This is a genomic window from Erwinia sp. AC075, from assembly GCF_979253995.1.
Map to the genome: position 1 here is coordinate 4,290,287 of NZ_CEEDEU010000001.1, position 20,306 is coordinate 4,310,592.

The following is a 20,306-nucleotide window of genomic DNA, read 5'->3' on the forward strand; positions in this document are numbered from 1 at the left end:
CACGAGGCGATTTATCACGTGTTTACGAAGCAAAAGCAAATCCCAGGAGCTATTTAATGGCAACAGTTAATCAGCTGGTTCGCAAACCACGCGCACGTAAAGTTGCAAAGAGCAACGTACCTGCGCTGGAAGCCTGCCCGCAGAAACGTGGTGTATGTACTCGCGTATATACTACTACCCCTAAAAAACCGAACTCCGCACTGCGTAAAGTATGTCGTGTTCGCTTGACCAACGGTTTTGAAGTTACCTCCTACATCGGCGGTGAAGGTCATAACCTGCAGGAACACTCCGTGATCCTGATCCGTGGCGGTCGTGTAAAAGACTTGCCAGGTGTGCGTTACCACACCGTCCGTGGCGCGCTGGACTGCTCAGGTGTTAAAGACCGTAAGCAGTCACGCTCCAAGTACGGCGTGAAGAAGCCAAAGGCTTAATGGTTCTCCGTTAAGTAAGGCCAAACGTTTTATATTAAATGTCATAATAAACTCGTAGAGTTTTGGACAATCCTGAATTAACAACGGAGTATTTCCATGCCACGTCGTCGCGTAATTGGCCAGCGTAAAATCCTGCCAGATCCTAAGTTCGGATCAGAGCTGCTGGCTAAATTTGTAAACATCCTGATGGTAGACGGTAAAAAATCTACAGCTGAATCAATCGTCTATACCGCGCTTGAGACCCTGGCTCAGCGTTCAGGTAAAAACGAACTGGAAGCATTTGAAGTAGCCCTGGACAACGTCCGCCCAACCGTGGAAGTTAAATCCCGTCGCGTTGGTGGTTCTACTTATCAGGTACCAGTTGAAGTCCGTCCGGTTCGTCGTAATGCTCTGGCAATGCGTTGGATCGTTGAAGCTGCTCGTAAACGCGGTGATAAATCGATGGCTCTGCGCCTGGCGAACGAACTTTCTGATGCTGCAGAGAACAAAGGTACTGCAGTTAAGAAACGTGAAGACGTTCACCGTATGGCCGAAGCCAACAAGGCGTTCGCTCACTACCGCTGGTAACAGCTTCGTAGTTGTTATTAACCCAGCGGGCGTCCCAGTGACTCACCCGCTGGGGTTTACTAACTTAGAACGTCCGAGAATCAGAGGAATCAAATGGCTCGTAAAACACCCATTGAGCGCTACCGTAACATCGGAATCAGCGCACACATCGACGCCGGTAAAACGACGACGACCGAACGTGTTCTGTTCTACACCGGTGTAAACCACAAAATCGGTGAAGTACATGACGGCGCGGCCACCATGGACTGGATGGAGCAGGAACAGGAACGTGGTATTACCATCACTTCCGCTGCGACCACCTGTTTCTGGTCTGGTATGGCTAAGCAGTTTGAGCCACACCATGTAAACATCATCGACACCCCGGGACACGTTGACTTCACCATCGAAGTAGAACGTTCCATGCGTGTGCTTGACGGCGCAGTAATGGTTTACTGTGCAGTTGGTGGTGTTCAGCCACAGTCTGAGACCGTATGGCGCCAGGCTAACAAATATAAAGTTCCACGCATCGCGTTCGTTAACAAAATGGACCGCATGGGTGCTAACTTCCTGAAAGTTGTTGATCAGATGCAAGTGCGCCTGGGTGCAAACCCAGTTCCATTGCAGCTGGCAATCGGCGCAGAAGAGAAATTCACCGGTGTTGTTGACCTGGTGAAAATGAAAGCCATCAACTGGAACGATGCCGATCAGGGCGTGACCTTCGTTTACGAAGAGATCCCAGCTGATATGCAGGAACTGGCTGATGAATGGCGCGCCAAGCTGGTCGAAGCCGCTGCTGAAGGTTCTGACGAGCTGATGGAGAAATTCTTTGGCGGCGAAGAGCTGACTGAAGAAGAGATCAAAACATCTCTGCGTAAGCGCGTTCTGAACAGCGAAATCATCCTGGTTACCTGTGGTTCTGCATTTAAGAACAAAGGTGTTCAGGCGATGCTGGATGCGGTTGTTGAATATCTGCCGGCTCCAACTGACGTTACTGCAATCAACGGTATGCTGGACGATGGTAAAGATACCCCAGCTGTTCGTCACTCTGATGATGAAGAACCGTTTGCTGCGCTGGCGTTCAAAATCGCTACCGACCCGTTTGTTGGTAACCTGACCTTCTTCCGCGTTTACTCTGGCATCGTTAACTCCGGTGACACAGTTTATAACCCGGTGAAGTCTGCTCGTGAGCGTCTGGGCCGTATCGTACAGATGCACGCCAACAAGCGTGAAGAGATCAAAGAAGTTCGTGCAGGCGACATCGCCGCGGCTATCGGTCTGAAAGACGTGACTACCGGTGACACTCTGTGTGATCCGAACAACGTGATCATTCTGGAGCGCATGGAATTCCCAGAGCCAGTAATCTCGATCGCTGTTGAACCAAAAACCAAAGCTGACCAGGAAAAAATGGGTCTGGCTCTGGGTCGTCTGGCTAAAGAAGATCCATCATTCCGCGTATGGACTGATGAAGAAACTAACCAGACCATCATCGCCGGTATGGGTGAGTTGCACCTCGACATCATCGTTGACCGTATGAAGCGTGAATTCAACGTTGAAGCGAACGTCGGTAAACCTCAGGTTGCTTATCGTGAAGCGATTCGCGCCAAAGTTACCGATATCGAAGGCAAACACGCCAAGCAGTCTGGTGGTCGTGGTCAGTACGGTCATGTTGTTATCGACATGTACCCACTGGAGCCAGGCTCGAACCCTAAAGGTTACGAGTTCGTCAACGACATCAAAGGCGGTACTATTCCAACGGAATATATCCCTGCGGTTGACAAAGGTATCCAGGAGCAGCTGAAATCAGGTCCTCTGGCTGGTTATCCAGTAGTTGATCTGGGTGTTCGTCTGCACTTTGGTTCTTACCATGACGTTGACTCCTCTGAGCTGGCGTTTAAACTGGCTGCTTCTATCGCGTTCAAAGACGGCTTTAGGAAAGCAACTCCAGTTCTGCTTGAGCCGATTATGAAGGTTGAAGTAGAGACTCCGGAAGAGAACACCGGTGACGTTATCGGTGACCTTAGCCGTCGTCGTGGTATGCTGAAGGGACAAGAATCTAACGCTACTGGCGTTCAGATTCACGCTGAAGTTCCGCTGTCTGAAATGTTCGGATATGCAACTCAGCTGCGTTCTCTGACTAAAGGCCGTGCTTCATACTCTATGGAGTTCCTGAAGTATGATGATGCGCCGAACAATGTCGCTCAGGCCGTTATTGAAGCTCGTAGCAAATAAGCTACAGTTTTAAAATATTGATCATATGCTCTCACCATGGAGTGAGAGCATTAAAGTAAGGAATATCGTCGTGGCTAAAGAGAAATTTGAACGTAACAAACCGCACGTCAACGTTGGTACTATCGGCCACGTTGACCACGGTAAAACTACCCTGACAGCAGCTATCACCACCGTTCTGGCTAAAACCTACGGCGGTTCTGCTCGTGCATTCGACCAGATCGATAACGCACCAGAAGAAAAAGCGCGTGGTATCACCATCAACACTTCTCACGTTGAATATGACACCCCGACTCGCCACTATGCGCACGTTGACTGCCCAGGCCACGCCGACTATGTGAAAAACATGATCACTGGTGCTGCGCAGATGGACGGTGCAATTCTGGTTGTTGCTGCAACTGACGGCCCTATGCCTCAGACCCGTGAGCACATCCTGCTGGGTCGCCAGGTTGGCGTTCCTTTCATCATCGTATTCATGAACAAATGTGACATGGTTGATGATGAAGAGCTGCTGGAACTGGTTGAGATGGAAGTTCGTGAACTTCTTTCTGCCTACGACTTCCCTGGTGATGACCTGCCAATCGTTCGCGGTTCTGCACTGAAAGCACTGCAGGGCGAAGCTGAGTGGGAAGAGAAAATCATCGAGCTGGCTGGTTACCTGGATAGCTACATCCCAGAACCAGAGCGCGCAATTGACAAGCCATTCCTGCTGCCAATTGAAGACGTTTTCTCTATCTCCGGCCGTGGTACTGTTGTTACCGGTCGTGTAGAGCGCGGTATCGTTAAAGTTGGCGAAGAAGTTGAAATCGTCGGCATCAAAGACACCGTTAAATCTACTTGTACTGGTGTTGAGATGTTCCGTAAGCTGCTTGACGAAGGTCGTGCAGGCGAGAACTGTGGTGTTCTTCTGCGTGGTATCAAGCGTGAAGAAATCCAGCGTGGCCAGGTTCTGGCTAAGCCAGGTTCAATCAAGCCACACACCAAATTTGAGTCAGAAGTTTACATTCTGTCCAAAGATGAAGGCGGCCGTCATACTCCGTTCTTCAAAGGCTACCGTCCACAGTTCTACTTCCGTACAACTGACGTGACCGGTACCATCGAACTGCCAGAAGGCGTTGAGATGGTAATGCCTGGTGACAACATCCAGATGGTTGTTACCCTGATCCACCCAATCGCGATGGATGACGGTCTGCGTTTCGCAATCCGTGAAGGCGGCCGTACTGTTGGTGCGGGCGTTGTTGCTAAAGTTATCGCTTAATTGTCGATGATTTGAAACGGCAGGGTTCGCTCTGCCGGTGCAAATAAAAAGAGCACTTCGGTGCTCTTTTTTTATGCCTGTAATTTGACGCCGGCAGGCGGGTAGCGATTGAAATAAAAACGATTCGCATTTACACTGTGATCAGAAACTGTACTGGAGTCGCAAAATGTACGTCTGCTTGTGTAATGCCGTTAGTGATAAAACCATCCGCGAAGTTGTCCGTCGTTATCAACCGAAATCGTTACAGCACCTTCGTCAACTGGTCCCGGTTGGCAAACAATGTGGCAAATGTATCCGTGCCGCGCGCGAAATCATGGATGAAGAACTGCAGCACGTTCCGCAGTACAAAGAGATCGCCTGATAATCTCCCTATAATTTGTCATGGTTTTTTGACTTCCCCCAATCCGCGTCTACGATTTGATTAACTGGAAGCGGAGGAAGCAAAATGAAGGGCGATGCCAAAATTATAAGTCATTTAAACAAATTGCTTGGAAATGAGCTGGTTGCTATTAATCAGTATTTCCTGCATGCGCGGATGTTCAAGAATTGGGGACTGATGCGGCTTAACGATATTGAGTACCACGAATCCATCGATGAAATGAAGCATGCCGACAAGTACATTGAACGCATTCTGTTTCTTGAAGGATTACCCAACCTGCAGGATCTGGGCAGACTTCGCATCGGAGAGGATGTTGAAGAGATGCTGAAGTCAGATTTAGCGTTGGAACTTGAAGGGGCGAGAGACTTGCGGGAAGCGATAGCCTACGCCGACAAGGTGCATGACTATGTCAGTCGGGACATGATGATTGTGATCCTGGAGGATGAAGAGCATCACATCGATTTCCTGGAAACCGAACTCGAGCTGATGGGCAAGGTTGGGGTTCAAAATTATCTACAGACACAAATAAAAGTCGAATAGCAGGGTAGGGCAGTTGCAATGTCGTTGTACATATTTTCGCCGCTGAAACAGTCACTTCAGCGGCGTTGTCATTTCTGAGTTCCATCAAGCGCTTTCCCCTTCCAGCTTCCCACTACAGTCCTTTGCGACAAACAGTTTGCTTTGTGTGCTCAGACACGTATAATGCGCGGGCTCGTCAGAAATGACGGCCCGGTTCAATCTGAACCGCAGGTTAGCAATTAGCTCACCTGACAATACTCCCAATAGGGGAGTTATGTGCAGACGATTACACTCTCCCATCAATCGTAATGGGTTTGAGTAGTAATCTTTTCGTTTATAAATAATTGGAGCTCTGGTCTCATGCAGAACCAAAGAATCCGTATCCGTCTTAAAGCGTTTGATCATCGTTTGATCGATCAATCAACTGCGGAAATCGTAGAGACTGCCAAGCGCACTGGTGCGCAGGTTCGTGGTCCTATTCCGCTGCCGACCCGCAAAGAGCGTTTTACTGTTCTGATCTCCCCGCACGTCAACAAAGACGCGCGCGATCAGTATGAAATTCGCACTCACAAGCGTCTGGTTGACATCGTTGAGCCAACTGAAAAAACGGTTGATGCTCTGATGCGTCTGGATCTGGCTGCAGGTGTAGACGTGCAGATCAGCCTGGGTTAATCAGGTCATTGAGCGATTGAGAGGTTGAACACAATGATTGGTTTAGTCGGTAAGAAAGTGGGCATGACTCGTATCTTCACTGAAGATGGCGTTTCTATCCCAGTAACCGTGATTGAAATTGAAGCAAACCGCGTGACTCAGGTTAAGAGCCTGGAAAACGACGGCTACACTGCTATCCAGGTAACTGCGGGCGCTAAAAAAGCAAACCGTGTTACTAAGCCTGAAGCAGGTCATTTTGCTAAAGCTGGCGTTGAAGCTGGCCGTGGCCTCTGGGAATTCCGCACCGTTGAAGGTGATGAGTTCGCTGTTGGTCAGAGCATTAACGTTGATATCTTCAGCGACGTTAAAAAAGTTGACGTGACTGGAACATCTAAAGGTAAAGGTTTTGCCGGTACTGTAAAGCGCTGGAACTTCCGTACTCAGGATGCTACTCACGGTAACTCCTTGTCCCACCGCGTACCGGGTTCTATCGGTCAGAACCAGACTCCGGGCAAAGTGTTTAAAGGCAAGAAAATGGCAGGCCAGATGGGTAACGAACGTGTCACTGTTCAGAGCCTGGACGTGGTACGCGTTGACGCTGAGCGCAACCTGCTGCTGGTTAAAGGTGCAGTACCCGGTGCTACCGGTTGCGACCTGATCGTTAAACCAGCTGTTAAGGCGTAAGGGGATAGCAATGGAATTAGTATTGAAAGACGCGCAAAGCGCGCTGACTGTTTCCGAAACTACCTTCGGTCGTGATTTCAACGAAGCGCTAGTACACCAGGTTGTTGTTGCTTATGCAGCAGGTGCCCGTCAAGGTACTCGTGCTCAGAAGACCCGCGCTGAAGTAACTGGTTCCGGTAAGAAACCGTGGCGTCAGAAAGGTACCGGCCGTGCTCGTGCTGGTACTGTGAAGAGCCCGATCTGGCGTTCAGGTGGTGTAACTTTCGCAGCGAAGCCACAGGATCACAGTCAAAAAGTTAACAAAAAGATGTACCGCGGCGCGCTGAAAAGCATTTTGTCCGAACTGGTACGTCAAGATCGTCTGATCGTTGTCGAGCAGTTCTCTCTGGAAGCGCCTAAAACTAAGCTGCTTGTTGAGAAACTGAAAGACATGGCTCTGGAAGACGTGCTGATCATCACTGGCGAACTGGAAGAGAACCTGTTCCTGGCCGCGCGCAACCTGTACAAGGTTGACGTACGTGATGCAGCTGGTATCGACCCAGTTAGCCTGATCGCCTTCGACAAAGTCGTTATGACTGCTGACGCAGTTAAGCAAGTTGAGGAGATGCTGGCATGATCCGTGAAGAACGTCTGCTGAAAGTCGTGCGCGCGCCGCACGTATCTGAAAAAGCATCTGCCGCGATGGAAAAAACAAACACCATCGTTCTCAAAGTTGCTAAAGACGCGACCAAGGCAGAAATCAAAGCCGCTGTACAGAAGCTTTTCGAAGTGGAAGTAAAAGACGTTAACACCCTGGTAGTTAAAGGGAAAGTTAAACGTTCTGGTCAGCGTATTGGTCGTCGTAACGACTGGAAAAAAGCTTACGTCACCCTGAAAGAAGGCCAGAATCTGGACTTCGTCGGCGGCGCTGAGTAAGTCGGAGGAGAAGAACAATGGCAGTTGTTAAATGTAAACCGACATCTCCGGGTCGTCGCCATGTAGTTAAAGTGGTAAACACGGAGCTGCACAAGGGCAAACCATTCGCCCCGCTGGTAGAGAAAAACAGCAAATCCGGCGGCCGTAACAACAACGGTCGCATCACTACCCGTCATATCGGTGGTGGTCACAAGCAGGCTTACCGTATTGTTGACTTCAAACGCAACAAAGATGGTATCCCAGCAACCGTTGAACGTCTTGAGTACGATCCGAACCGCTCTGCGAACATCGCACTGGTTCTGTACAAAGACGGCGAGCGCCGTTACATCCTGGCCCCTAAAGGCCTGAAAGCTGGCGACCAGATTCAGTCTGGCGTTGATGCTGCGATTAAAGCAGGTAACACCCTGCCGATGCGTAACATCCCAGTGGGTTCTACCGTGCATAACGTAGAAATGAAACCAGGCAAAGGCGGACAGATTGCTCGCTCAGCTGGTACTTACGTGCAGATCGTTGCGCGTGAAGGTTCCTACGTAACCCTGCGTCTGCGTTCAGGTGAAATGCGTAAAGTCGAAATCGACTGCCGCGCTACCCTGGGTGAAGTCGGTAATGCTGAGCATATGCTTCGCGTTCTGGGTAAAGCCGGTGCTGCTCGTTGGCGTGGTGTTCGTCCTACCGTTCGCGGTACTGCGATGAACCCAGTCGACCACCCACACGGTGGTGGTGAAGGTCGTAACTTTGGTAAGCACCCGGTAACTCCGTGGGGCGTTCAGACCAAAGGTAAGAAGACCCGCAGCAACAAGCGTACTGATAAATTTATCGTACGTCGCCGTAGCAAATAATTTTAGAGGATAAGCCATGCCACGTTCTCTCAAGAAAGGTCCTTTTATTGACCTGCACTTGCTGAAGAAGGTAGAGAAAGCGGTGGAAAGCGGAGACAAGAAGCCTTTGCGCACCTGGTCCCGTCGTTCAACGATCTTCCCTAACATGATCGGTTTGACCATCGCTGTCCATAATGGTCGTCAGCACGTTCCTGTCTTTGTTTCCGACGAAATGGTCGGTCACAAACTGGGTGAATTTGCACCGACCCGTACTTATCGCGGCCACACGGCTGATAAGAAAGCCAAGAAACGCTAAGCAGGAGGAAGAGATGGAAACTATCGCTAAACATCGCCACGCTCGTTCTTCTGCACAGAAGGTTCGCCTTGTTGCGGATCTTGTACGCGGTAAGAATGTGTCGCAGGCTCTGGACATTTTGACCTACACCAACAAGAAAGCGGCTGTACTGGTTAAGAAGGTCTTAGAATCTGCCATTGCTAACGCCGAACACAACGATGGCGCTGACATTGATGATCTGAAAGTCACGAAGATCTTCGTAGACGAAGGCCCTAGCATGAAGCGCATTATGCCTCGTGCAAAAGGTCGTGCAGATCGCATCCTGAAGCGCACCAGCCACATTACTGTGGTTGTGTCCGATCGCTGAGACTCTGGAGACTAGCAATGGGTCAGAAAGTACATCCTAATGGTATTCGCCTGGGTATAGTTAAAGCTTGGAACTCTACCTGGTTCGCCAATACCAAAGAATTCGCTGACAACCTGGACAGCGACTTTAAAGTGCGTCAGTTCTTGACTAAAGAACTGGCCAAAGCGTCTGTATCTCGTATCGTTATCGAGCGTCCAGCTAAGAGCATCCGTGTGACTATTCACACTGCTCGCCCTGGCATCGTGATCGGTAAGAAAGGCGAAGACGTAGAAAAACTGCGCAAGGTCGTAGCGGATATCGCTGGCGTTCCTGCACAGATCAATATCGCTGAAGTCCGTAAGCCGGAACTGGACGCTAAATTGGTTGCTGACAGCATCACTTCACAGCTGGAGCGTCGTGTGATGTTCCGTCGTGCTATGAAGCGTGCTGTACAGAACGCAATGCGTCTGGGCGCTAAAGGGATCAAAGTTGAAGTTAGTGGCCGTCTGGGCGGTGCTGAAATCGCGCGTACCGAATGGTACCGTGAAGGCCGCGTGCCGTTGCACACCCTGCGTGCTGACATTGACTACAACACCTCTGAAGCGCACACCACTTATGGTGTAATCGGCGTTAAGGTATGGATCTTCAAAGGTGAGATCCTGGGTGGTATGGCTGCTGTTGAACAACCGGAACCGGCTGCTCAACCTAAAAAGCAGCAGCGTAAAAGCCGTAAGTAAGGAGAGTCGCTGATGTTACAACCAAAGCGTACAAAATTCCGTAAAGTGCATAAAGGCCGCAACCGTGGTCTGGCGCAGGGCACGGATGTTAGCTTCGGTACTTTCGGTTTGAAAGCTGTTGGCCGTGGTCGTCTGACCGCCCGTCAGATCGAAGCCGCACGTCGTGCAATGACACGTGCAGTTAAGCGTCAAGGTAAAATTTGGATCCGTGTATTCCCGGACAAACCAATTACCGAGAAGCCGCTGGAAGTGCGTATGGGTAAAGGTAAAGGTAACGTGGAATATTGGGTTGCCTTGATCCAACCGGGCAAAGTCCTGTATGAAATGGACGGCGTTCCGGAAGAGCTTGCCCGTGAAGCATTCAAGCTGGCAGCAGCAAAACTGCCTATCAAAACCACCTTTGTAACTAAGACGGTGATGTAATGAAAGCAACAGAGCTGCGTGAAAAAAGCGTTGAAGAGCTGAACACTGAGCTTCTTAACCTACTGCGTGAGCAGTTTAACCTGCGCATGCAGGCAGCATCCGGCCAGCTGCAACAGTCTCATCTGTTGAAGCAAGTGCGTCGTGATGTTGCACGCGTAAAGACTTTACTGACTGAGAAGGCGGGTGCGTAATGACCGATAAAATCCGTACTCTGCAAGGTCGTGTGACTAGTGACAAAATGGAGAAATCCATGACCGTTGCTATCGAACGTTTTGTGAAACACCCTATCTACGGTAAATTCATCAAGCGTACGACTAAACTGCACGTACATGACGAGAACAATGAATGCGGTATCGGCGACGTGGTTATCATCCGCGAATGCCGCCCGCTGTCCAAGACTAAGTCCTGGACGCTGGTTCGCGTTGTAGAGAAAGCGATTCTGTAATAGAATCTGCCCTCGTTAAAAATAAGATAAACGGCTCGTTTTGAGCCGTTTATTTTTTCTACCCATATGCGAAAAGCAGTGTTATAATGCTGCGCCCTCAATTATGGGCTATCAATCGACCTGAATCAGGTCCCGAAGTAGTAGTTGACATTAGCGGAGCACTAAAATGATCCAAGAACAGACTATGCTGAACGTCGCCGACAACTCCGGTGCACGTCGCGTAATGTGTATCAAGGTTCTGGGTGGCTCGCACCGTCGCTACGCAGGCGTAGGCGATATCATCAAAATTACCATCAAGGAAGCAATTCCTCGCGGTAAGGTTAAGAAAGGTGATGTGCTGAAAGCGGTAGTGGTGCGCACCAGGAAGGGTGTTCGTCGCCCGGACGGTTCTGTCATTCGCTTCGATGGTAATGCATGCGTTATTTTAAATAATAACAGCGAGCAGCCTATCGGAACGCGTATTTTTGGGCCGGTAACTCGTGAACTTCGTACTGAAAAGTTCATGAAAATTATCTCTCTGGCACCAGAAGTACTCTAAGGAGCGAAAAATGGCAGCTAAAATCCGTCGCGATGACGAAGTTGTCGTGCTGACCGGCAAAGATAAAGGTAAGCGCGGTAAAGTTAAGAATGTCCTGTCTTCTGGCAAGGTAATTGTTGAAGGTATCAACCTGGTTAAGAAACATCAGAAGCCGGTTCCGGCCCTGAACCAACCAGGTGGCATCGTTGAAAAGGAAGCTGCTCTGCAGGTTTCTAACGTTGCACTTTACAACACTGCCACCGGCAAGGCGGACCGTGTAGGCTTTAGATTCGAAGACGGCAAAAAAGTCCGTTTCTTCAAGTCTAACAGCGTAACTATCAAGTAATTTGGAGTAGTACGATGGCGAAACTGCATGATTACTACAAAGACGAAGTAGTTAAACAACTCATGACTGAGTTTAGCTACAATTCTGTCATGCAAGTCCCTCGGGTCGAGAAGATCACCCTGAATATGGGTGTGGGTGAAGCGATCGCTGACAAGAAACTGCTGGATAACGCAGCAGCTGACTTGGCAGCAATCTCCGGTCAAAAGCCGTTTATCACCAAAGCACGCAAATCAGTTGCAGGCTTCAAAATCCGTCAGGGCTATCCGATCGGCTGTAAAGTAACTCTGCGTGGCGAACGCATGTGGGAGTTCTTTGAGCGTCTGATTTCTATTGCTGTTCCACGTATCCGTGACTTCCGTGGCTTGTCCGCTAAGTCATTCGATGGCCGTGGAAACTACAGCATGGGCGTTCGTGAGCAGATCATCTTCCCAGAGATCGACTATGACAAAGTCGACCGCGTTCGTGGTTTGGATATCACCATTACCACTACTGCGAAATCTGATGATGAAGGCCGCGCACTTTTGGCTGCTTTTAACTTCCCATTCCGCAAGTAAGGCAGGGTTACTGATGGCTAAGCAATCGATGAAAGCACGCGAAGTCGTTCGCGTGAAACTGGCTGACAAGTACCGCGCTAAACGCGAGGAACTGAAAGCTATCATTTCAGGTGTGAACTCATCCGACGAAGATCGTTGGAATGCTGTTCTCAAGCTGCAAACTCTGCCGCGTGATTCCAGCCCGTCTCGTCAGCGTAAACGCTGCCGCCAAACTGGCCGTCCACATGGTTATGTGGGCAAGTTCGGGTTGAGCCGTATCAAGCTTCGTGAAGCCGCTATGCGCGGTGAAGTACCTGGCTTGAAAAAGGCTAGCTGGTAATTACCAATTGAATCACGGGAGTAAAGACAGATGAGCATGCAAGATCCGATCGCGGATATGCTGACCCGTATCCGTAACGGTCAATCTGCGAATAAAGTAGCGGTTACCATGCCTTCCTCCAAGCTGAAATTGGCTATTGCCAAGCTGCTGAAGGAAGAAGGATATATTGAAGAATTTAAAATCGAAGGCGACACCAAGCCAGAACTGGAACTTACTCTTAAGTATTTCCAGGGCAAGGCAGTGGTAGAGAGCATTCAGCGTGTTAGTCGTCCAGGTCTGCGCATCTACAAACGCAAAGACGAGCTGCCAAAAGTTATGGCAGGACTGGGTATCGCTGTTATTTCTACCTCTAAAGGTGTTATGACCGATCGTGCAGCGCGCCAGGCTGGTCTTGGTGGCGAAATTATCTGCTACGTAGCTTAAGGAGGAATTTATGTCTCGTGTTGCTAAAGCACCTGTCGTGATTCCTGCAGGCGTAGAGGTAAAACTCGACGGTCAGGTAATTTCGATTAAAGGTAAAAACGGCGAGCTGACTCGTACTTTGAACTCTGCTGTAGAAGTTAAGCATGTTGACAACACCCTGACTTTCGCCCCGCGCGAAGGCTTCACGGATGGTTGGGCACAGGCTGGTACTTCTCGTGCATTGTTGAACGGTATGGTTATCGGTGTTACCGAAGGCTTCTCTAAGAAGTTACAGCTGGTTGGTGTAGGTTATCGTGCAGCCGTTAAAGGCAACTCTGTGAGCTTGGCCCTGGGCTTCTCTCACCCTGTTGACCACGCGCTGCCAGCCGGAATTACTGCTGAATGTCCAACTCAGACTGAGATCGTGCTGAAAGGCGCTGATAAACAGCTGATTGGCCAGGTAGCAGCAGATCTCCGCGCCTACCGTCGTCCTGAGCCTTATAAAGGCAAGGGTGTTCGTTACGCCGACGAAGTCGTGCGTACCAAAGAGGCTAAGAAGAAGTAAGGTAACACTATGGATAAGAAATCTGCTCGTATCCGTCGTGCGACCCGCGCACGCCGTAAGCTCAAAGAGCTTGGTGCAACTCGCCTGGTGGTACATCGTACCCCGCGTCATATTTACGCACAGGTAATTGCTCCAAACGGCTCTGAAATCCTGGTTGCTGCTTCTACTGTAGAAAAAGCAATCGGTGAGCAATTGAAGTACACAGGAAACAAAGACGCCGCAGCAGCTGTTGGTAAAGCAGTAGCTGAGCGCGCAATCGAAAAAGGCATCAAAAATGTTTCTTTCGACCGCTCTGGTTTCCAATATCATGGTCGTGTCCAGGCACTGGCAGATGCTGCCCGTGAAGCTGGCCTACAGTTCTAAGGTAGAGGTGTAAGATGGCACACATCGAAAAACAAGCTGGCGAACTGCAGGAAAAGCTGATCGCGGTAAATCGCGTATCTAAAACCGTTAAAGGCGGTCGTATCTTCTCCTTCACTGCATTGACAGTGGTTGGCGACGGTAACGGTCGTATCGGTTTTGGTTACGGAAAAGCGCGTGAAGTTCCAGCAGCGATCCAGAAAGCTATGGAAAAAGCTCGTCGCAACATGATCAATGTTGCGTTGAACAACGGTACTCTGCAGCACCCTGTTAAAGGTGTGCACACAGGTTCTCGTGTGTTCATGATGCCGGCTTCTGAAGGTACCGGTATTATTGCCGGTGGTGCAATGCGCGCCGTCCTGGAAGTCGCTGGGGTTCATAACGTTTTGGCTAAAGCCTACGGTTCCACTAACCCGATTAACGTGGTTCGTGCAACGCTGGATGGCCTGGGCAACATGAATTCCCCAGAAATGGTCGCTGCTAAGCGTGGCAAATCCGTTGAAGACATTCTGGGGTAATGACCATGGCTAAGACTATTAAGATTACTCAAACCCGCAGTTCGATCGGTCGTTTGCCAAAACACAAGGCAACGCTGCTTGGCCTGGGTCTGCGTCGTATTAACCACACCGTAGAGCGTGAAGACACGCCAGCTGTACGCGGTATGGTCAACGCGATTTCGTACATGGTTAAAGTGGAGGAGTAACAGATGCGTTTAAATACTCTGTCTCCGGCCGAAGGGTCTAAACACGCTGCGAAGCGTGTTGGTCGTGGTATTGGTTCTGGCCTCGGCAAGACCGCTGGTCGTGGTCACAAAGGTCAGAACTCACGTTCTGGCGGTGGCGTACGTCGCGGTTTCGAAGGCGGCCAGATGCCTCTGTACCGTCGTCTGCCGAAATTCGGTTTCACCTCACGTAAAGCAATGGTTACGGCAGAAGTTCGTCTGTCTGACCTGCTGAAAGTGGAAGGCGGAATCGTCGACCTGAACACGCTGAAAGCAGCCAACATTATCGGAATTCAGATTGAATTCGCTAAAGTTATTCTGTCTGGCGAAGTCTCTGCACCGGTAACGGTTCGCGGTCTGCGTGTCACTAAAGGCGCTCGTGCTGCAATCGAAGCTGCTGGCGGTAAAATTGAGGAATAAGTAGCAGATGGCTAAGCAACCAGGATTAGATTTTCAAAGTGCCAAGGGTGGTTTTGGCGAACTAAAACGCAGACTTCTGTTTGTTATTGGTGCGCTGATTGTTTTCCGAATTGGTTCTTTTATTCCGATCCCTGGTATCGATGCCACTGTACTTGCCAAACTGCTTGAGCAACAGCGTGGCACCATCATTGAAATGTTTAACATGTTCTCTGGTGGTGCCCTCAGCCGTGCTTCTATCTTTGCCCTGGGTATTATGCCGTACATTTCGGCCTCTATTATTATCCAGCTGCTGACGGTGGTTCATCCAGCGTTAGCTGAAATAAAGAAAGAAGGGGAGGCTGGCCGTCGTAAGATTAGCCAGTACACCCGTTACGGTACGTTGGTATTAGGGATATTTCAGTCTGTCGGTATTGCTACCGGTTTACCGAATATGCCTGGAATGCAGGGCCTGGTGTTAAACCCAGGCTTTGCTTTCTACTTTACCGCTGTTGTTAGCCTGGTTACCGGAACAATGTTCCTGATGTGGCTGGGTGAACAGATTACTGAGCGAGGTATCGGCAACGGTATCTCAATCATAATCTTCGCTGGTATTGTTGCGGGATTGCCGCCGGCCGTTGGCCATACTATCGAGCAAGCAAGGCAAGGCGACCTGCACTTCCTCCTGTTGCTGTTGGTTGCAGTTCTCGTATTTGCAGTGACCTTCTTCGTTGTTTACGTTGAGCGTGGTCAACGCCGCATTGTGGTGAACTATGCGAAACGTCAGCAAGGCCGTCGTGTCTATGCTGCACAGAGCACACATTTACCGTTGAAAGTGAATATGGCCGGGGTTATCCCAGCAATCTTTGCTTCCAGCATTATTCTGTTCCCAGCGACCATCGCTTCTTGGTTCGGGGGCGGTACCGGTTGGAACTGGCTGACGACTATTTCGATGAATTTGCAGCCCGGACAACCGCTTTATGTGCTACTCTATGCGACTGCAATCATCTTCTTCTGTTTCTTCTACACAGCGCTGGTGTTCAACCCGCGTGAAACAGCAGATAACCTGAAGAAGTCCGGTGCATTTGTACCAGGAATTCGTCCGGGAGAACAGACGGCGAAGTACATCGATAAAGTAATGACTCGCCTGACTTTGGTCGGCGCGCTCTACATTACTTTCATCTGCCTGATCCCGGAGTTCATGCGTGATGCGATGAAAGTCCCATTCTACTTCGGCGGTACATCACTGCTGATCGTAGTGGTTGTCATCATGGACTTTATGGCTCAAGTGCAAACTCTGATGATGTCCAGTCAGTATGAGTCTGCATTGAAGAAAGCAAACCTGAAAGGCTACGGCCGTTAATCAGGCGCTTACTGAAGTTACGGAGAGTAAAAATGAAAGTTCGTGCTTCCGTCAAGAAATTATGTCGTAACTGCAAAATCGTTCGCCGCGAAGGTGTCGTTCGTGTTATTTGCAGCGCCGAGCCTAAGCATAAACAGCGTCAAGGCTAATATTTTTCTTGCAAAGTCGGGTTGAGCTGGCTAGATTAGCCAGCCAATCTTTTGTATGTCTATGCGTTTCCATTTGAGTATCCTGAAAACGGGCTTTTCGGCATGGGACGCATAAGTAATTAAATAGGAGTGCATAGTGGCCCGTATAGCAGGCATTAACATTCCTGATCATAAACATACCGTGATTGCATTAACTGCAATCTTCGGCATCGGTAAGACCCGTTCACAGTCTATCTGTGCAACTACGGGAATCGCTGAAAATGTTAAGATCAGTGAGCTGTCTGAAGAACAAATCGATATTCTGCGTGATGCAGTAGCTAAGTTTGTTGTTGAAGGCGATCTGCGTCGTGAAGTCACCCTGAGCATCAAGCGTCTTATGGACCTTGGCTGCTATCGTGGTTTACGTCATCGTCGTGGTCTTCCAGTTCGCGGTCAGCGTACTAAGACCAACGCACGTACCCGCAAGGGTCCGCGTAAACCGATCAAGAAATAATCGGGGTGATTGAATAATGGCAAAGGCACCAGTTCGTGCACGCAAGCGTGTAAGAAAGCAAGTCTCTGATGGCGTGGCTCATGTCCATGCGTCTTTTAACAACACCATCGTAACTATTACCGATCGTCAGGGTAATGCGCTGGGTTGGGCAACAGCCGGTGGTTCCGGTTTCCGTGGTTCTCGTAAGTCTACGCCATTCGCTGCGCAGGTTGCTGCAGAGCGTTGCGCAGAGGCCGTGAAAGATTACGGTATTAAGAACTTGGAAGTTATGGTTAAGGGTCCAGGTCCAGGCCGCGAATCAACGATTCGTGCTCTGAACGCTGCTGGTTTCCGCATCACGAATATTACTGATGTGACTCCGATCCCTCACAACGGTTGTCGTCCGCCGAAAAAACGTCGCGTATAACGCCCGTTTTTTAGGAATGTTGGAGAAAGAAAATGGCAAGATATTTGGGTCCTAAGCTCAAGCTGAGCCGTCGCGAAGGTACCGACCTCTTTTTGAAGTCAGGCGTTCGCGCGATTGATACCAAGTGTAAGATTGAACAAGCTCCTGGTCAGCACGGTGCGCGTAAACCGCGTCTGTCTGATTATGGTGTGCAGTTACGTGAAAAGCAGAAAGTTCGTCGTACCTACGGCGTGCTGGAGCGTCAGTTCCGTAACTATTATAAAGAAGCAGCTCGTCTGAAAGGCAACACAGGTGAAAACCTGTTAGCACTGCTTGAAGGTCGTCTGGATAACGTTGTTTACCGTATGGGCTTTGGCGCTACTCGTGCAGAATCACGTCAGTTAGTTAGCCACAAATCTATCATGGTAAACGGTCGCGTTGTCAGCATCGCTTCTTATCAGGTAACTCCGAATGACGTTGTTAGCATCCGTGAGAAAGCCAAAAAGCAGTCTCGCGTGAAAGCCGCTCTGGAGCTGGCTGAACAGCGTGAAAAGCCAACCTGGCTGGAAGTTGATGCGACTAAGATGGAAGGTGTGTTCAAACGTATTCCTGAACGTACCGATCTGTCTGCGGACATTAACGAACACCTGATCGTCGAGCTTTACTCCAAGTAAAGCTTAGTACCAAAGAGAGGACACAATGCAGGGTTCTGTGACAGAGTTTCTAAAACCGCGCCTGGTAGATATCGAGCAAGTGAGTTCGACGCACGCCAAGGTGACCCTTGAGCCTTTAGAGCGTGGCTTTGGCCATACTCTTGGTAACGCACTGCGCCGTATTCTGCTTTCATCCATGCCGGGTTGCGCGGTGACCGAGGTTGAAATTGATGGTGTACTACATGAGTACAGCACCAAAGAGGGCGTACAGGAAGATATCCTGGAAATCCTGCTCAACCTGAAAGGGCTGGCGGTAAGAGTTCAGGGGAAAGATGAAGTTATTCTCACCTTGAATAAATCTGGCATTGGCCCTGTAACTGCAGCCGATATCACCCATGATGGTGATGTCGAAGTCGTCAAGCCGCAGCACGTGATTTGCCACCTGACCGATGAGAACGCTGCGATTAGCATGCGTATCAAAATTCAGCGTGGTCGTGGTTATGTGCCGGCTTCTGCCCGAATTCATTCGGAAGAAGATGAGCGCCCGATCGGTCGTCTGTTGGTAGACGCCTGTTACAGCCCTGTAGAGCGTATAGCCTACAATGTTGAAGCAGCGCGTGTTGAACAGCGTACTGACCTGGACAAGCTGGTCATCGAAATGGAAACCAACGGCACTATAGATCCTGAAGAAGCGATCCGCCGTGCGGCAACCATCCTGGCAGAACAACTTGAAGCATTCGTTGACTTACGTGATGTACGTCAGCCGGAAGTTAAAGAAGAGAAGCCAGAATTCGATCCAATCTTGCTGCGCCCTGTTGACGATCTGGAATTGACTGTCCGCTCTGCTAACTGCCTTAAGGCAGAAGCTATCCACTACATCGGTGATCTGGTACAGCGTACCGAGGTTGAGCTGCTTAAAACGCCTAACCTTGGTAAAAAATCTCTTACCGAGATTAAAGATGTGCTGGCTTCGCGTGGACTGTCTCTGGGCATGCGCCTGGAAAACTGGCCACCCGCTAGCATTGCTGATGAATAAACCGATCACAGGTTAAGGTTTCACTGAGAAGGATAAGGTCATGCGCCATCGTAAGAGTGGTCGTCAACTGAACCGCAACAGCAGCCATCGTCAGGCTATGTTCCGCAACATGGCTGGCTCTTTGGTTCGTCACGAGATTATCAAGACGACCCTGCCAAAAGCGAAAGAGCTGCGTCGCGTAGTTGAGCCGCTGATTACTCTTGCCAAGACCGATAGCGTAGCTAATCGTCGTCTGGCATTCGCCCGTACTCGTGATAACGAGATCGTGGCAAAACTGTTTAATGAGCTCGGCCCGCGTTTTGCGAGTCGTGCAGGTGGTTACACTCGCATTCTGAAGTGTGGCTTCCGCGCTGGTGACAACGCTCCGATGGCTTACATCGAGCTCGTTGATCGTCCAGAAGCTCAAGCAGAAGCTGTAGCAGAGTAATCTGTTGCACTACGGAAAAACCGGGCTTGCCCGGTTTTTTTATGTCTAAAATTCCCCTCAGCCCTTTCAAGCGTTATCCTTATCCCTTCCTTCTCCATTCAGCGAGTCCAATATGTGGCTTATTGATCGACTGGTAGAGCAACATATCTCTGAAGCACAAAAGAACGGTGGGCTGGACGATCTGCCTGGCAGCGGTAAAAAGCTTGGGCTGGATGATGACAGTCATGTTCCAGTTGAATTACGCGCGGCCTATCGTCTGATGAAAAATTCTGGCTATCTGCCACCTGAGCTGGAAATGCGTCGTGAAGCGGTCGAACTTGACCAACTCCTTGCAGGGCTCGAGCCCGATGACCATCGCTATGATCAGCATGCGAAGCGTCTGGTCTTACTTGAACTAAAACTCAGACAAGCGGGTATGAGCACTACGTTCCTGCGCGGTGACTACCGTAATCACGTTCATAAGCGGTTCAAAGGAGAAGAGTGATGTTTAAAATTGGGCAACTGGCTAAGCTGGCCGATGTCACGCCAGATACCATCCGCTACTACGAAAAGCAGCAGATGATGGATCATGAAATCCGAACTGAAGGCGGATTCCGTCTTTATAGCGATAAGGATTTGCAGCGTTTGAAGTTTATTCGTTATGGCAGACAGTTGGGTTTTAGTCTTGAAGCGATCCGGGAACTACTGTCGATCCGCGTTGATCCGGAGCATCATACCTGCCAGGAATCTAAAACCATCGTCCAGTCACGCTTGCAGGAAGTCGAAGGAATGATTGCCGAATTGCAGAATATGCAGCGTTCACTACGGCGATTAAATGATGCCTGCTGCGGGACTTCACACAGCAGCGTTTACTGTTCAATCCTCGAGGCGCTGGAGAAGGGGGAAATTGCAGCAGCAGATTGATTTTTTATTCAACGGGTTCTATATTCATGCCGTCATTCATTAAA

General features: G+C 49.8%; 36 protein-coding genes. All 36 read left to right on the forward strand.

What is annotated here, in order from left to right; genetic code table 11:
- Positions 1-56: 56 nt before the first annotated feature.
- The 36 genes from rpsL to zntR all read left to right on the forward strand — a co-directional run bounded on the left by rpsL (position 57) and on the right by zntR (position 20,262).
- Entirely contained in the window at positions 57-431 is a 375-nt protein-coding gene (gene rpsL, locus AC0IXH_RS20055; RefSeq protein WP_013204141.1) for a 30S ribosomal protein S12, read from the forward strand.
- A 96-nt stretch (positions 432-527) separates the two neighbouring features.
- Positions 528-998, forward strand: coding sequence for a 30S ribosomal protein S7 (gene rpsG, locus AC0IXH_RS20060; RefSeq protein WP_008457106.1), 471 nt, complete (start codon positions 528-530; stop codon positions 996-998).
- 93 nt (positions 999-1,091) lie between these two features.
- The gene (gene fusA, locus AC0IXH_RS20065) at positions 1,092-3,206 is read left to right on the forward strand and encodes an elongation factor G (RefSeq protein ID WP_013204140.1); all 2,115 of its coding nucleotides are present in this window, start codon (positions 1,092-1,094) and stop codon (positions 3,204-3,206) included.
- 70 nt (positions 3,207-3,276) lie between these two features.
- Positions 3,277-4,461: an elongation factor Tu gene (tuf, locus tag AC0IXH_RS20070; protein WP_013204139.1), complete on the forward strand. Its 1,185-nt coding sequence runs from the start codon at positions 3,277-3,279 to the stop codon at positions 4,459-4,461.
- 166 nt (positions 4,462-4,627) lie between these two features.
- Positions 4,628-4,822 (forward strand): bacterioferritin-associated ferredoxin, encoded by a 195-nt coding sequence (gene bfd, locus AC0IXH_RS20075; RefSeq protein WP_346568034.1) that lies wholly within the window; start codon positions 4,628-4,630, stop codon positions 4,820-4,822.
- 84 nt (positions 4,823-4,906) lie between these two features.
- Positions 4,907-5,380 (forward strand): bacterioferritin, encoded by a 474-nt coding sequence (bfr, locus tag AC0IXH_RS20080; RefSeq protein ID WP_013204137.1) that lies wholly within the window; start codon positions 4,907-4,909, stop codon positions 5,378-5,380.
- Positions 5,381-5,719: 339 nt separating this feature from the next.
- Positions 5,720-6,031, forward strand: coding sequence for a 30S ribosomal protein S10 (rpsJ, locus tag AC0IXH_RS20085; protein ID WP_001181005.1), 312 nt, complete (start codon positions 5,720-5,722; stop codon positions 6,029-6,031).
- 33 nt (positions 6,032-6,064) lie between these two features.
- The gene (gene rplC, locus AC0IXH_RS20090; RefSeq protein ID WP_013204136.1) at positions 6,065-6,694 is read left to right on the forward strand and encodes a 50S ribosomal protein L3; all 630 of its coding nucleotides are present in this window, start codon (positions 6,065-6,067) and stop codon (positions 6,692-6,694) included.
- A gap of 10 nt (positions 6,695-6,704) precedes the next feature.
- Positions 6,705-7,310, forward strand: coding sequence for a 50S ribosomal protein L4 (gene rplD / locus AC0IXH_RS20095; protein ID WP_013204135.1), 606 nt, complete (start codon positions 6,705-6,707; stop codon positions 7,308-7,310).
- Positions 7,307-7,609, forward strand: coding sequence for a 50S ribosomal protein L23 (gene rplW / locus AC0IXH_RS20100; RefSeq protein WP_013204134.1), 303 nt, complete (start codon positions 7,307-7,309; stop codon positions 7,607-7,609). The genes rplD and rplW overlap by 4 nt, the downstream gene beginning before the upstream one ends.
- Positions 7,610-7,626: 17 nt before the next feature.
- Positions 7,627-8,448 (forward strand): 50S ribosomal protein L2, encoded by an 822-nt coding sequence (rplB, locus tag AC0IXH_RS20105; protein ID WP_013204133.1) that lies wholly within the window; start codon positions 7,627-7,629, stop codon positions 8,446-8,448.
- A 16-nt stretch (positions 8,449-8,464) separates the two neighbouring features.
- Complete coding sequence (gene rpsS / locus AC0IXH_RS20110) at positions 8,465-8,743, forward strand: 30S ribosomal protein S19 (protein ID WP_013204132.1); 279 nt, start codon at positions 8,465-8,467, stop codon at positions 8,741-8,743.
- A gap of 13 nt (positions 8,744-8,756) precedes the next feature.
- Positions 8,757-9,089: a 50S ribosomal protein L22 gene (gene rplV, locus AC0IXH_RS20115; protein WP_013204131.1), complete on the forward strand. Its 333-nt coding sequence runs from the start codon at positions 8,757-8,759 to the stop codon at positions 9,087-9,089.
- A 17-nt stretch (positions 9,090-9,106) separates the two neighbouring features.
- Positions 9,107-9,805, forward strand: a complete 699-nt coding sequence (rpsC, locus tag AC0IXH_RS20120) for a 30S ribosomal protein S3 (protein WP_013204130.1) — start codon at positions 9,107-9,109, stop codon at positions 9,803-9,805.
- A 12-nt stretch (positions 9,806-9,817) separates the two neighbouring features.
- Complete coding sequence (gene rplP / locus AC0IXH_RS20125) at positions 9,818-10,228, forward strand: 50S ribosomal protein L16 (RefSeq protein ID WP_002438716.1); 411 nt, start codon at positions 9,818-9,820, stop codon at positions 10,226-10,228.
- A complete protein-coding gene (gene rpmC, locus AC0IXH_RS20130) occupies positions 10,228-10,419 on the forward strand; it encodes a 50S ribosomal protein L29 (protein ID WP_013204129.1) in 192 nt (63 codons plus the stop codon). The genes rplP and rpmC overlap by 1 nt, the downstream gene beginning before the upstream one ends.
- Positions 10,419-10,673, forward strand: a complete 255-nt coding sequence (rpsQ, locus tag AC0IXH_RS20135; RefSeq protein WP_013204128.1) for a 30S ribosomal protein S17 — start codon at positions 10,419-10,421, stop codon at positions 10,671-10,673. The genes rpmC and rpsQ overlap by 1 nt, the downstream gene beginning before the upstream one ends.
- Positions 10,674-10,839: 166 nt before the next feature.
- Positions 10,840-11,211, forward strand: coding sequence for a 50S ribosomal protein L14 (gene rplN / locus AC0IXH_RS20140; RefSeq protein WP_004160583.1), 372 nt, complete (start codon positions 10,840-10,842; stop codon positions 11,209-11,211).
- A 10-nt stretch (positions 11,212-11,221) separates the two neighbouring features.
- Positions 11,222-11,536, forward strand: coding sequence for a 50S ribosomal protein L24 (rplX, locus tag AC0IXH_RS20145; RefSeq protein WP_013204127.1), 315 nt, complete (start codon positions 11,222-11,224; stop codon positions 11,534-11,536).
- A 14-nt stretch (positions 11,537-11,550) separates the two neighbouring features.
- Positions 11,551-12,090: a 50S ribosomal protein L5 gene (gene rplE / locus AC0IXH_RS20150; protein WP_013204126.1), complete on the forward strand. Its 540-nt coding sequence runs from the start codon at positions 11,551-11,553 to the stop codon at positions 12,088-12,090.
- Positions 12,091-12,103: 13 nt separating this feature from the next.
- The gene (rpsN, locus tag AC0IXH_RS20155) at positions 12,104-12,409 is read left to right on the forward strand and encodes a 30S ribosomal protein S14 (protein WP_013204125.1); all 306 of its coding nucleotides are present in this window, start codon (positions 12,104-12,106) and stop codon (positions 12,407-12,409) included.
- Positions 12,410-12,439: 30 nt separating this feature from the next.
- Entirely contained in the window at positions 12,440-12,832 is a 393-nt protein-coding gene (rpsH, locus tag AC0IXH_RS20160) for a 30S ribosomal protein S8 (RefSeq protein ID WP_013204124.1), read from the forward strand.
- A 10-nt stretch (positions 12,833-12,842) separates the two neighbouring features.
- Positions 12,843-13,376, forward strand: coding sequence for a 50S ribosomal protein L6 (gene rplF, locus AC0IXH_RS20165; RefSeq protein ID WP_013204123.1), 534 nt, complete (start codon positions 12,843-12,845; stop codon positions 13,374-13,376).
- Positions 13,377-13,385: 9 nt separating this feature from the next.
- Complete coding sequence (gene rplR, locus AC0IXH_RS20170; RefSeq protein ID WP_013204122.1) at positions 13,386-13,739, forward strand: 50S ribosomal protein L18; 354 nt, start codon at positions 13,386-13,388, stop codon at positions 13,737-13,739.
- 14 nt (positions 13,740-13,753) lie between these two features.
- Positions 13,754-14,254 (forward strand): 30S ribosomal protein S5, encoded by a 501-nt coding sequence (gene rpsE / locus AC0IXH_RS20175; RefSeq protein ID WP_013204121.1) that lies wholly within the window; start codon positions 13,754-13,756, stop codon positions 14,252-14,254.
- Between the two features lie 5 nt (positions 14,255-14,259).
- Positions 14,260-14,439, forward strand: coding sequence for a 50S ribosomal protein L30 (gene rpmD / locus AC0IXH_RS20180; protein WP_004160569.1), 180 nt, complete (start codon positions 14,260-14,262; stop codon positions 14,437-14,439).
- A gap of 3 nt (positions 14,440-14,442) precedes the next feature.
- Positions 14,443-14,877, forward strand: a complete 435-nt coding sequence (rplO, locus tag AC0IXH_RS20185; protein ID WP_013204120.1) for a 50S ribosomal protein L15 — start codon at positions 14,443-14,445, stop codon at positions 14,875-14,877.
- A gap of 7 nt (positions 14,878-14,884) precedes the next feature.
- Positions 14,885-16,216 carry a preprotein translocase subunit SecY gene (secY, locus tag AC0IXH_RS20190; protein ID WP_013204119.1) on the forward strand — a complete coding sequence of 444 codons (1,332 nt, stop codon included), beginning with the start codon at positions 14,885-14,887 and terminating at the stop codon, positions 16,214-16,216.
- Between the two features lie 32 nt (positions 16,217-16,248).
- Positions 16,249-16,365, forward strand: coding sequence for a 50S ribosomal protein L36 (gene rpmJ / locus AC0IXH_RS20195; RefSeq protein WP_013204118.1), 117 nt, complete (start codon positions 16,249-16,251; stop codon positions 16,363-16,365).
- Between the two features lie 136 nt (positions 16,366-16,501).
- Positions 16,502-16,858 (forward strand): 30S ribosomal protein S13, encoded by a 357-nt coding sequence (rpsM, locus tag AC0IXH_RS20200; RefSeq protein WP_013204117.1) that lies wholly within the window; start codon positions 16,502-16,504, stop codon positions 16,856-16,858.
- Positions 16,859-16,874: 16 nt separating this feature from the next.
- Positions 16,875-17,264 (forward strand): 30S ribosomal protein S11, encoded by a 390-nt coding sequence (rpsK, locus tag AC0IXH_RS20205; protein WP_004160563.1) that lies wholly within the window; start codon positions 16,875-16,877, stop codon positions 17,262-17,264.
- A 32-nt stretch (positions 17,265-17,296) separates the two neighbouring features.
- Positions 17,297-17,917 (forward strand): 30S ribosomal protein S4, encoded by a 621-nt coding sequence (gene rpsD, locus AC0IXH_RS20210; RefSeq protein WP_012442832.1) that lies wholly within the window; start codon positions 17,297-17,299, stop codon positions 17,915-17,917.
- Between the two features lie 25 nt (positions 17,918-17,942).
- Positions 17,943-18,932 carry a DNA-directed RNA polymerase subunit alpha gene (locus AC0IXH_RS20215; protein WP_013204116.1) on the forward strand — a complete coding sequence of 330 codons (990 nt, stop codon included), beginning with the start codon at positions 17,943-17,945 and terminating at the stop codon, positions 18,930-18,932.
- Between the two features lie 40 nt (positions 18,933-18,972).
- Positions 18,973-19,359, forward strand: coding sequence for a 50S ribosomal protein L17 (rplQ, locus tag AC0IXH_RS20220; RefSeq protein WP_004160560.1), 387 nt, complete (start codon positions 18,973-18,975; stop codon positions 19,357-19,359).
- A gap of 112 nt (positions 19,360-19,471) precedes the next feature.
- Positions 19,472-19,843, forward strand: coding sequence for a DnaJ family domain-containing protein (locus AC0IXH_RS20225; RefSeq protein WP_471720897.1), 372 nt, complete (start codon positions 19,472-19,474; stop codon positions 19,841-19,843).
- Positions 19,843-20,262 carry a Zn(2+)-responsive transcriptional regulator gene (gene zntR, locus AC0IXH_RS20230; RefSeq protein WP_013204114.1) on the forward strand — a complete coding sequence of 140 codons (420 nt, stop codon included), beginning with the start codon at positions 19,843-19,845 and terminating at the stop codon, positions 20,260-20,262. The genes AC0IXH_RS20225 and zntR overlap by 1 nt, the downstream gene beginning before the upstream one ends.
- Positions 20,263-20,306 lie beyond the last annotated feature (44 nt).

Coding starts and splice junctions, on each gene's coding strand:
- rpsL (WP_013204141.1), top strand. CDS start 57: ATGGCAACAGTTAATCAGCTGGTTCGCAAACCACGCGCACGTAAAGTT.
- rpsG (WP_008457106.1), top strand. CDS start 528: ATGCCACGTCGTCGCGTAATTGGCCAGCGTAAAATCCTGCCAGATCCT.
- fusA (WP_013204140.1), top strand. CDS start 1,092: ATGGCTCGTAAAACACCCATTGAGCGCTACCGTAACATCGGAATCAGC.
- bfd (WP_346568034.1), top strand. CDS start 4,628: ATGTACGTCTGCTTGTGTAATGCCGTTAGTGATAAAACCATCCGCGAA.
- bfr (WP_013204137.1), top strand. CDS start 4,907: ATGAAGGGCGATGCCAAAATTATAAGTCATTTAAACAAATTGCTTGGA.
- rpsJ (WP_001181005.1), top strand. CDS start 5,720: ATGCAGAACCAAAGAATCCGTATCCGTCTTAAAGCGTTTGATCATCGT.
- rplC (WP_013204136.1), top strand. CDS start 6,065: ATGATTGGTTTAGTCGGTAAGAAAGTGGGCATGACTCGTATCTTCACT.
- rplD (WP_013204135.1), top strand. CDS start 6,705: ATGGAATTAGTATTGAAAGACGCGCAAAGCGCGCTGACTGTTTCCGAA.
- rplW (WP_013204134.1), top strand. CDS start 7,307: ATGATCCGTGAAGAACGTCTGCTGAAAGTCGTGCGCGCGCCGCACGTA.
- rplB (WP_013204133.1), top strand. CDS start 7,627: ATGGCAGTTGTTAAATGTAAACCGACATCTCCGGGTCGTCGCCATGTA.
- rpsS (WP_013204132.1), top strand. CDS start 8,465: ATGCCACGTTCTCTCAAGAAAGGTCCTTTTATTGACCTGCACTTGCTG.
- rplV (WP_013204131.1), top strand. CDS start 8,757: ATGGAAACTATCGCTAAACATCGCCACGCTCGTTCTTCTGCACAGAAG.
- rpsC (WP_013204130.1), top strand. CDS start 9,107: ATGGGTCAGAAAGTACATCCTAATGGTATTCGCCTGGGTATAGTTAAA.
- rplP (WP_002438716.1), top strand. CDS start 9,818: ATGTTACAACCAAAGCGTACAAAATTCCGTAAAGTGCATAAAGGCCGC.
- rpmC (WP_013204129.1), top strand. CDS start 10,228: ATGAAAGCAACAGAGCTGCGTGAAAAAAGCGTTGAAGAGCTGAACACT.
- rpsQ (WP_013204128.1), top strand. CDS start 10,419: ATGACCGATAAAATCCGTACTCTGCAAGGTCGTGTGACTAGTGACAAA.
- rplN (WP_004160583.1), top strand. CDS start 10,840: ATGATCCAAGAACAGACTATGCTGAACGTCGCCGACAACTCCGGTGCA.
- rplX (WP_013204127.1), top strand. CDS start 11,222: ATGGCAGCTAAAATCCGTCGCGATGACGAAGTTGTCGTGCTGACCGGC.
- rplE (WP_013204126.1), top strand. CDS start 11,551: ATGGCGAAACTGCATGATTACTACAAAGACGAAGTAGTTAAACAACTC.
- rpsN (WP_013204125.1), top strand. CDS start 12,104: ATGGCTAAGCAATCGATGAAAGCACGCGAAGTCGTTCGCGTGAAACTG.
- rpsH (WP_013204124.1), top strand. CDS start 12,440: ATGAGCATGCAAGATCCGATCGCGGATATGCTGACCCGTATCCGTAAC.
- rplF (WP_013204123.1), top strand. CDS start 12,843: ATGTCTCGTGTTGCTAAAGCACCTGTCGTGATTCCTGCAGGCGTAGAG.
- rplR (WP_013204122.1), top strand. CDS start 13,386: ATGGATAAGAAATCTGCTCGTATCCGTCGTGCGACCCGCGCACGCCGT.
- rpsE (WP_013204121.1), top strand. CDS start 13,754: ATGGCACACATCGAAAAACAAGCTGGCGAACTGCAGGAAAAGCTGATC.
- rpmD (WP_004160569.1), top strand. CDS start 14,260: ATGGCTAAGACTATTAAGATTACTCAAACCCGCAGTTCGATCGGTCGT.
- rplO (WP_013204120.1), top strand. CDS start 14,443: ATGCGTTTAAATACTCTGTCTCCGGCCGAAGGGTCTAAACACGCTGCG.
- secY (WP_013204119.1), top strand. CDS start 14,885: ATGGCTAAGCAACCAGGATTAGATTTTCAAAGTGCCAAGGGTGGTTTT.
- rpmJ (WP_013204118.1), top strand. CDS start 16,249: ATGAAAGTTCGTGCTTCCGTCAAGAAATTATGTCGTAACTGCAAAATC.
- rpsK (WP_004160563.1), top strand. CDS start 16,875: ATGGCAAAGGCACCAGTTCGTGCACGCAAGCGTGTAAGAAAGCAAGTC.
- rpsD (WP_012442832.1), top strand. CDS start 17,297: ATGGCAAGATATTTGGGTCCTAAGCTCAAGCTGAGCCGTCGCGAAGGT.
- AC0IXH_RS20215 (WP_013204116.1), top strand. CDS start 17,943: ATGCAGGGTTCTGTGACAGAGTTTCTAAAACCGCGCCTGGTAGATATC.
- rplQ (WP_004160560.1), top strand. CDS start 18,973: ATGCGCCATCGTAAGAGTGGTCGTCAACTGAACCGCAACAGCAGCCAT.
- AC0IXH_RS20225 (WP_471720897.1), top strand. CDS start 19,472: ATGTGGCTTATTGATCGACTGGTAGAGCAACATATCTCTGAAGCACAA.
- zntR (WP_013204114.1), top strand. CDS start 19,843: ATGTTTAAAATTGGGCAACTGGCTAAGCTGGCCGATGTCACGCCAGAT.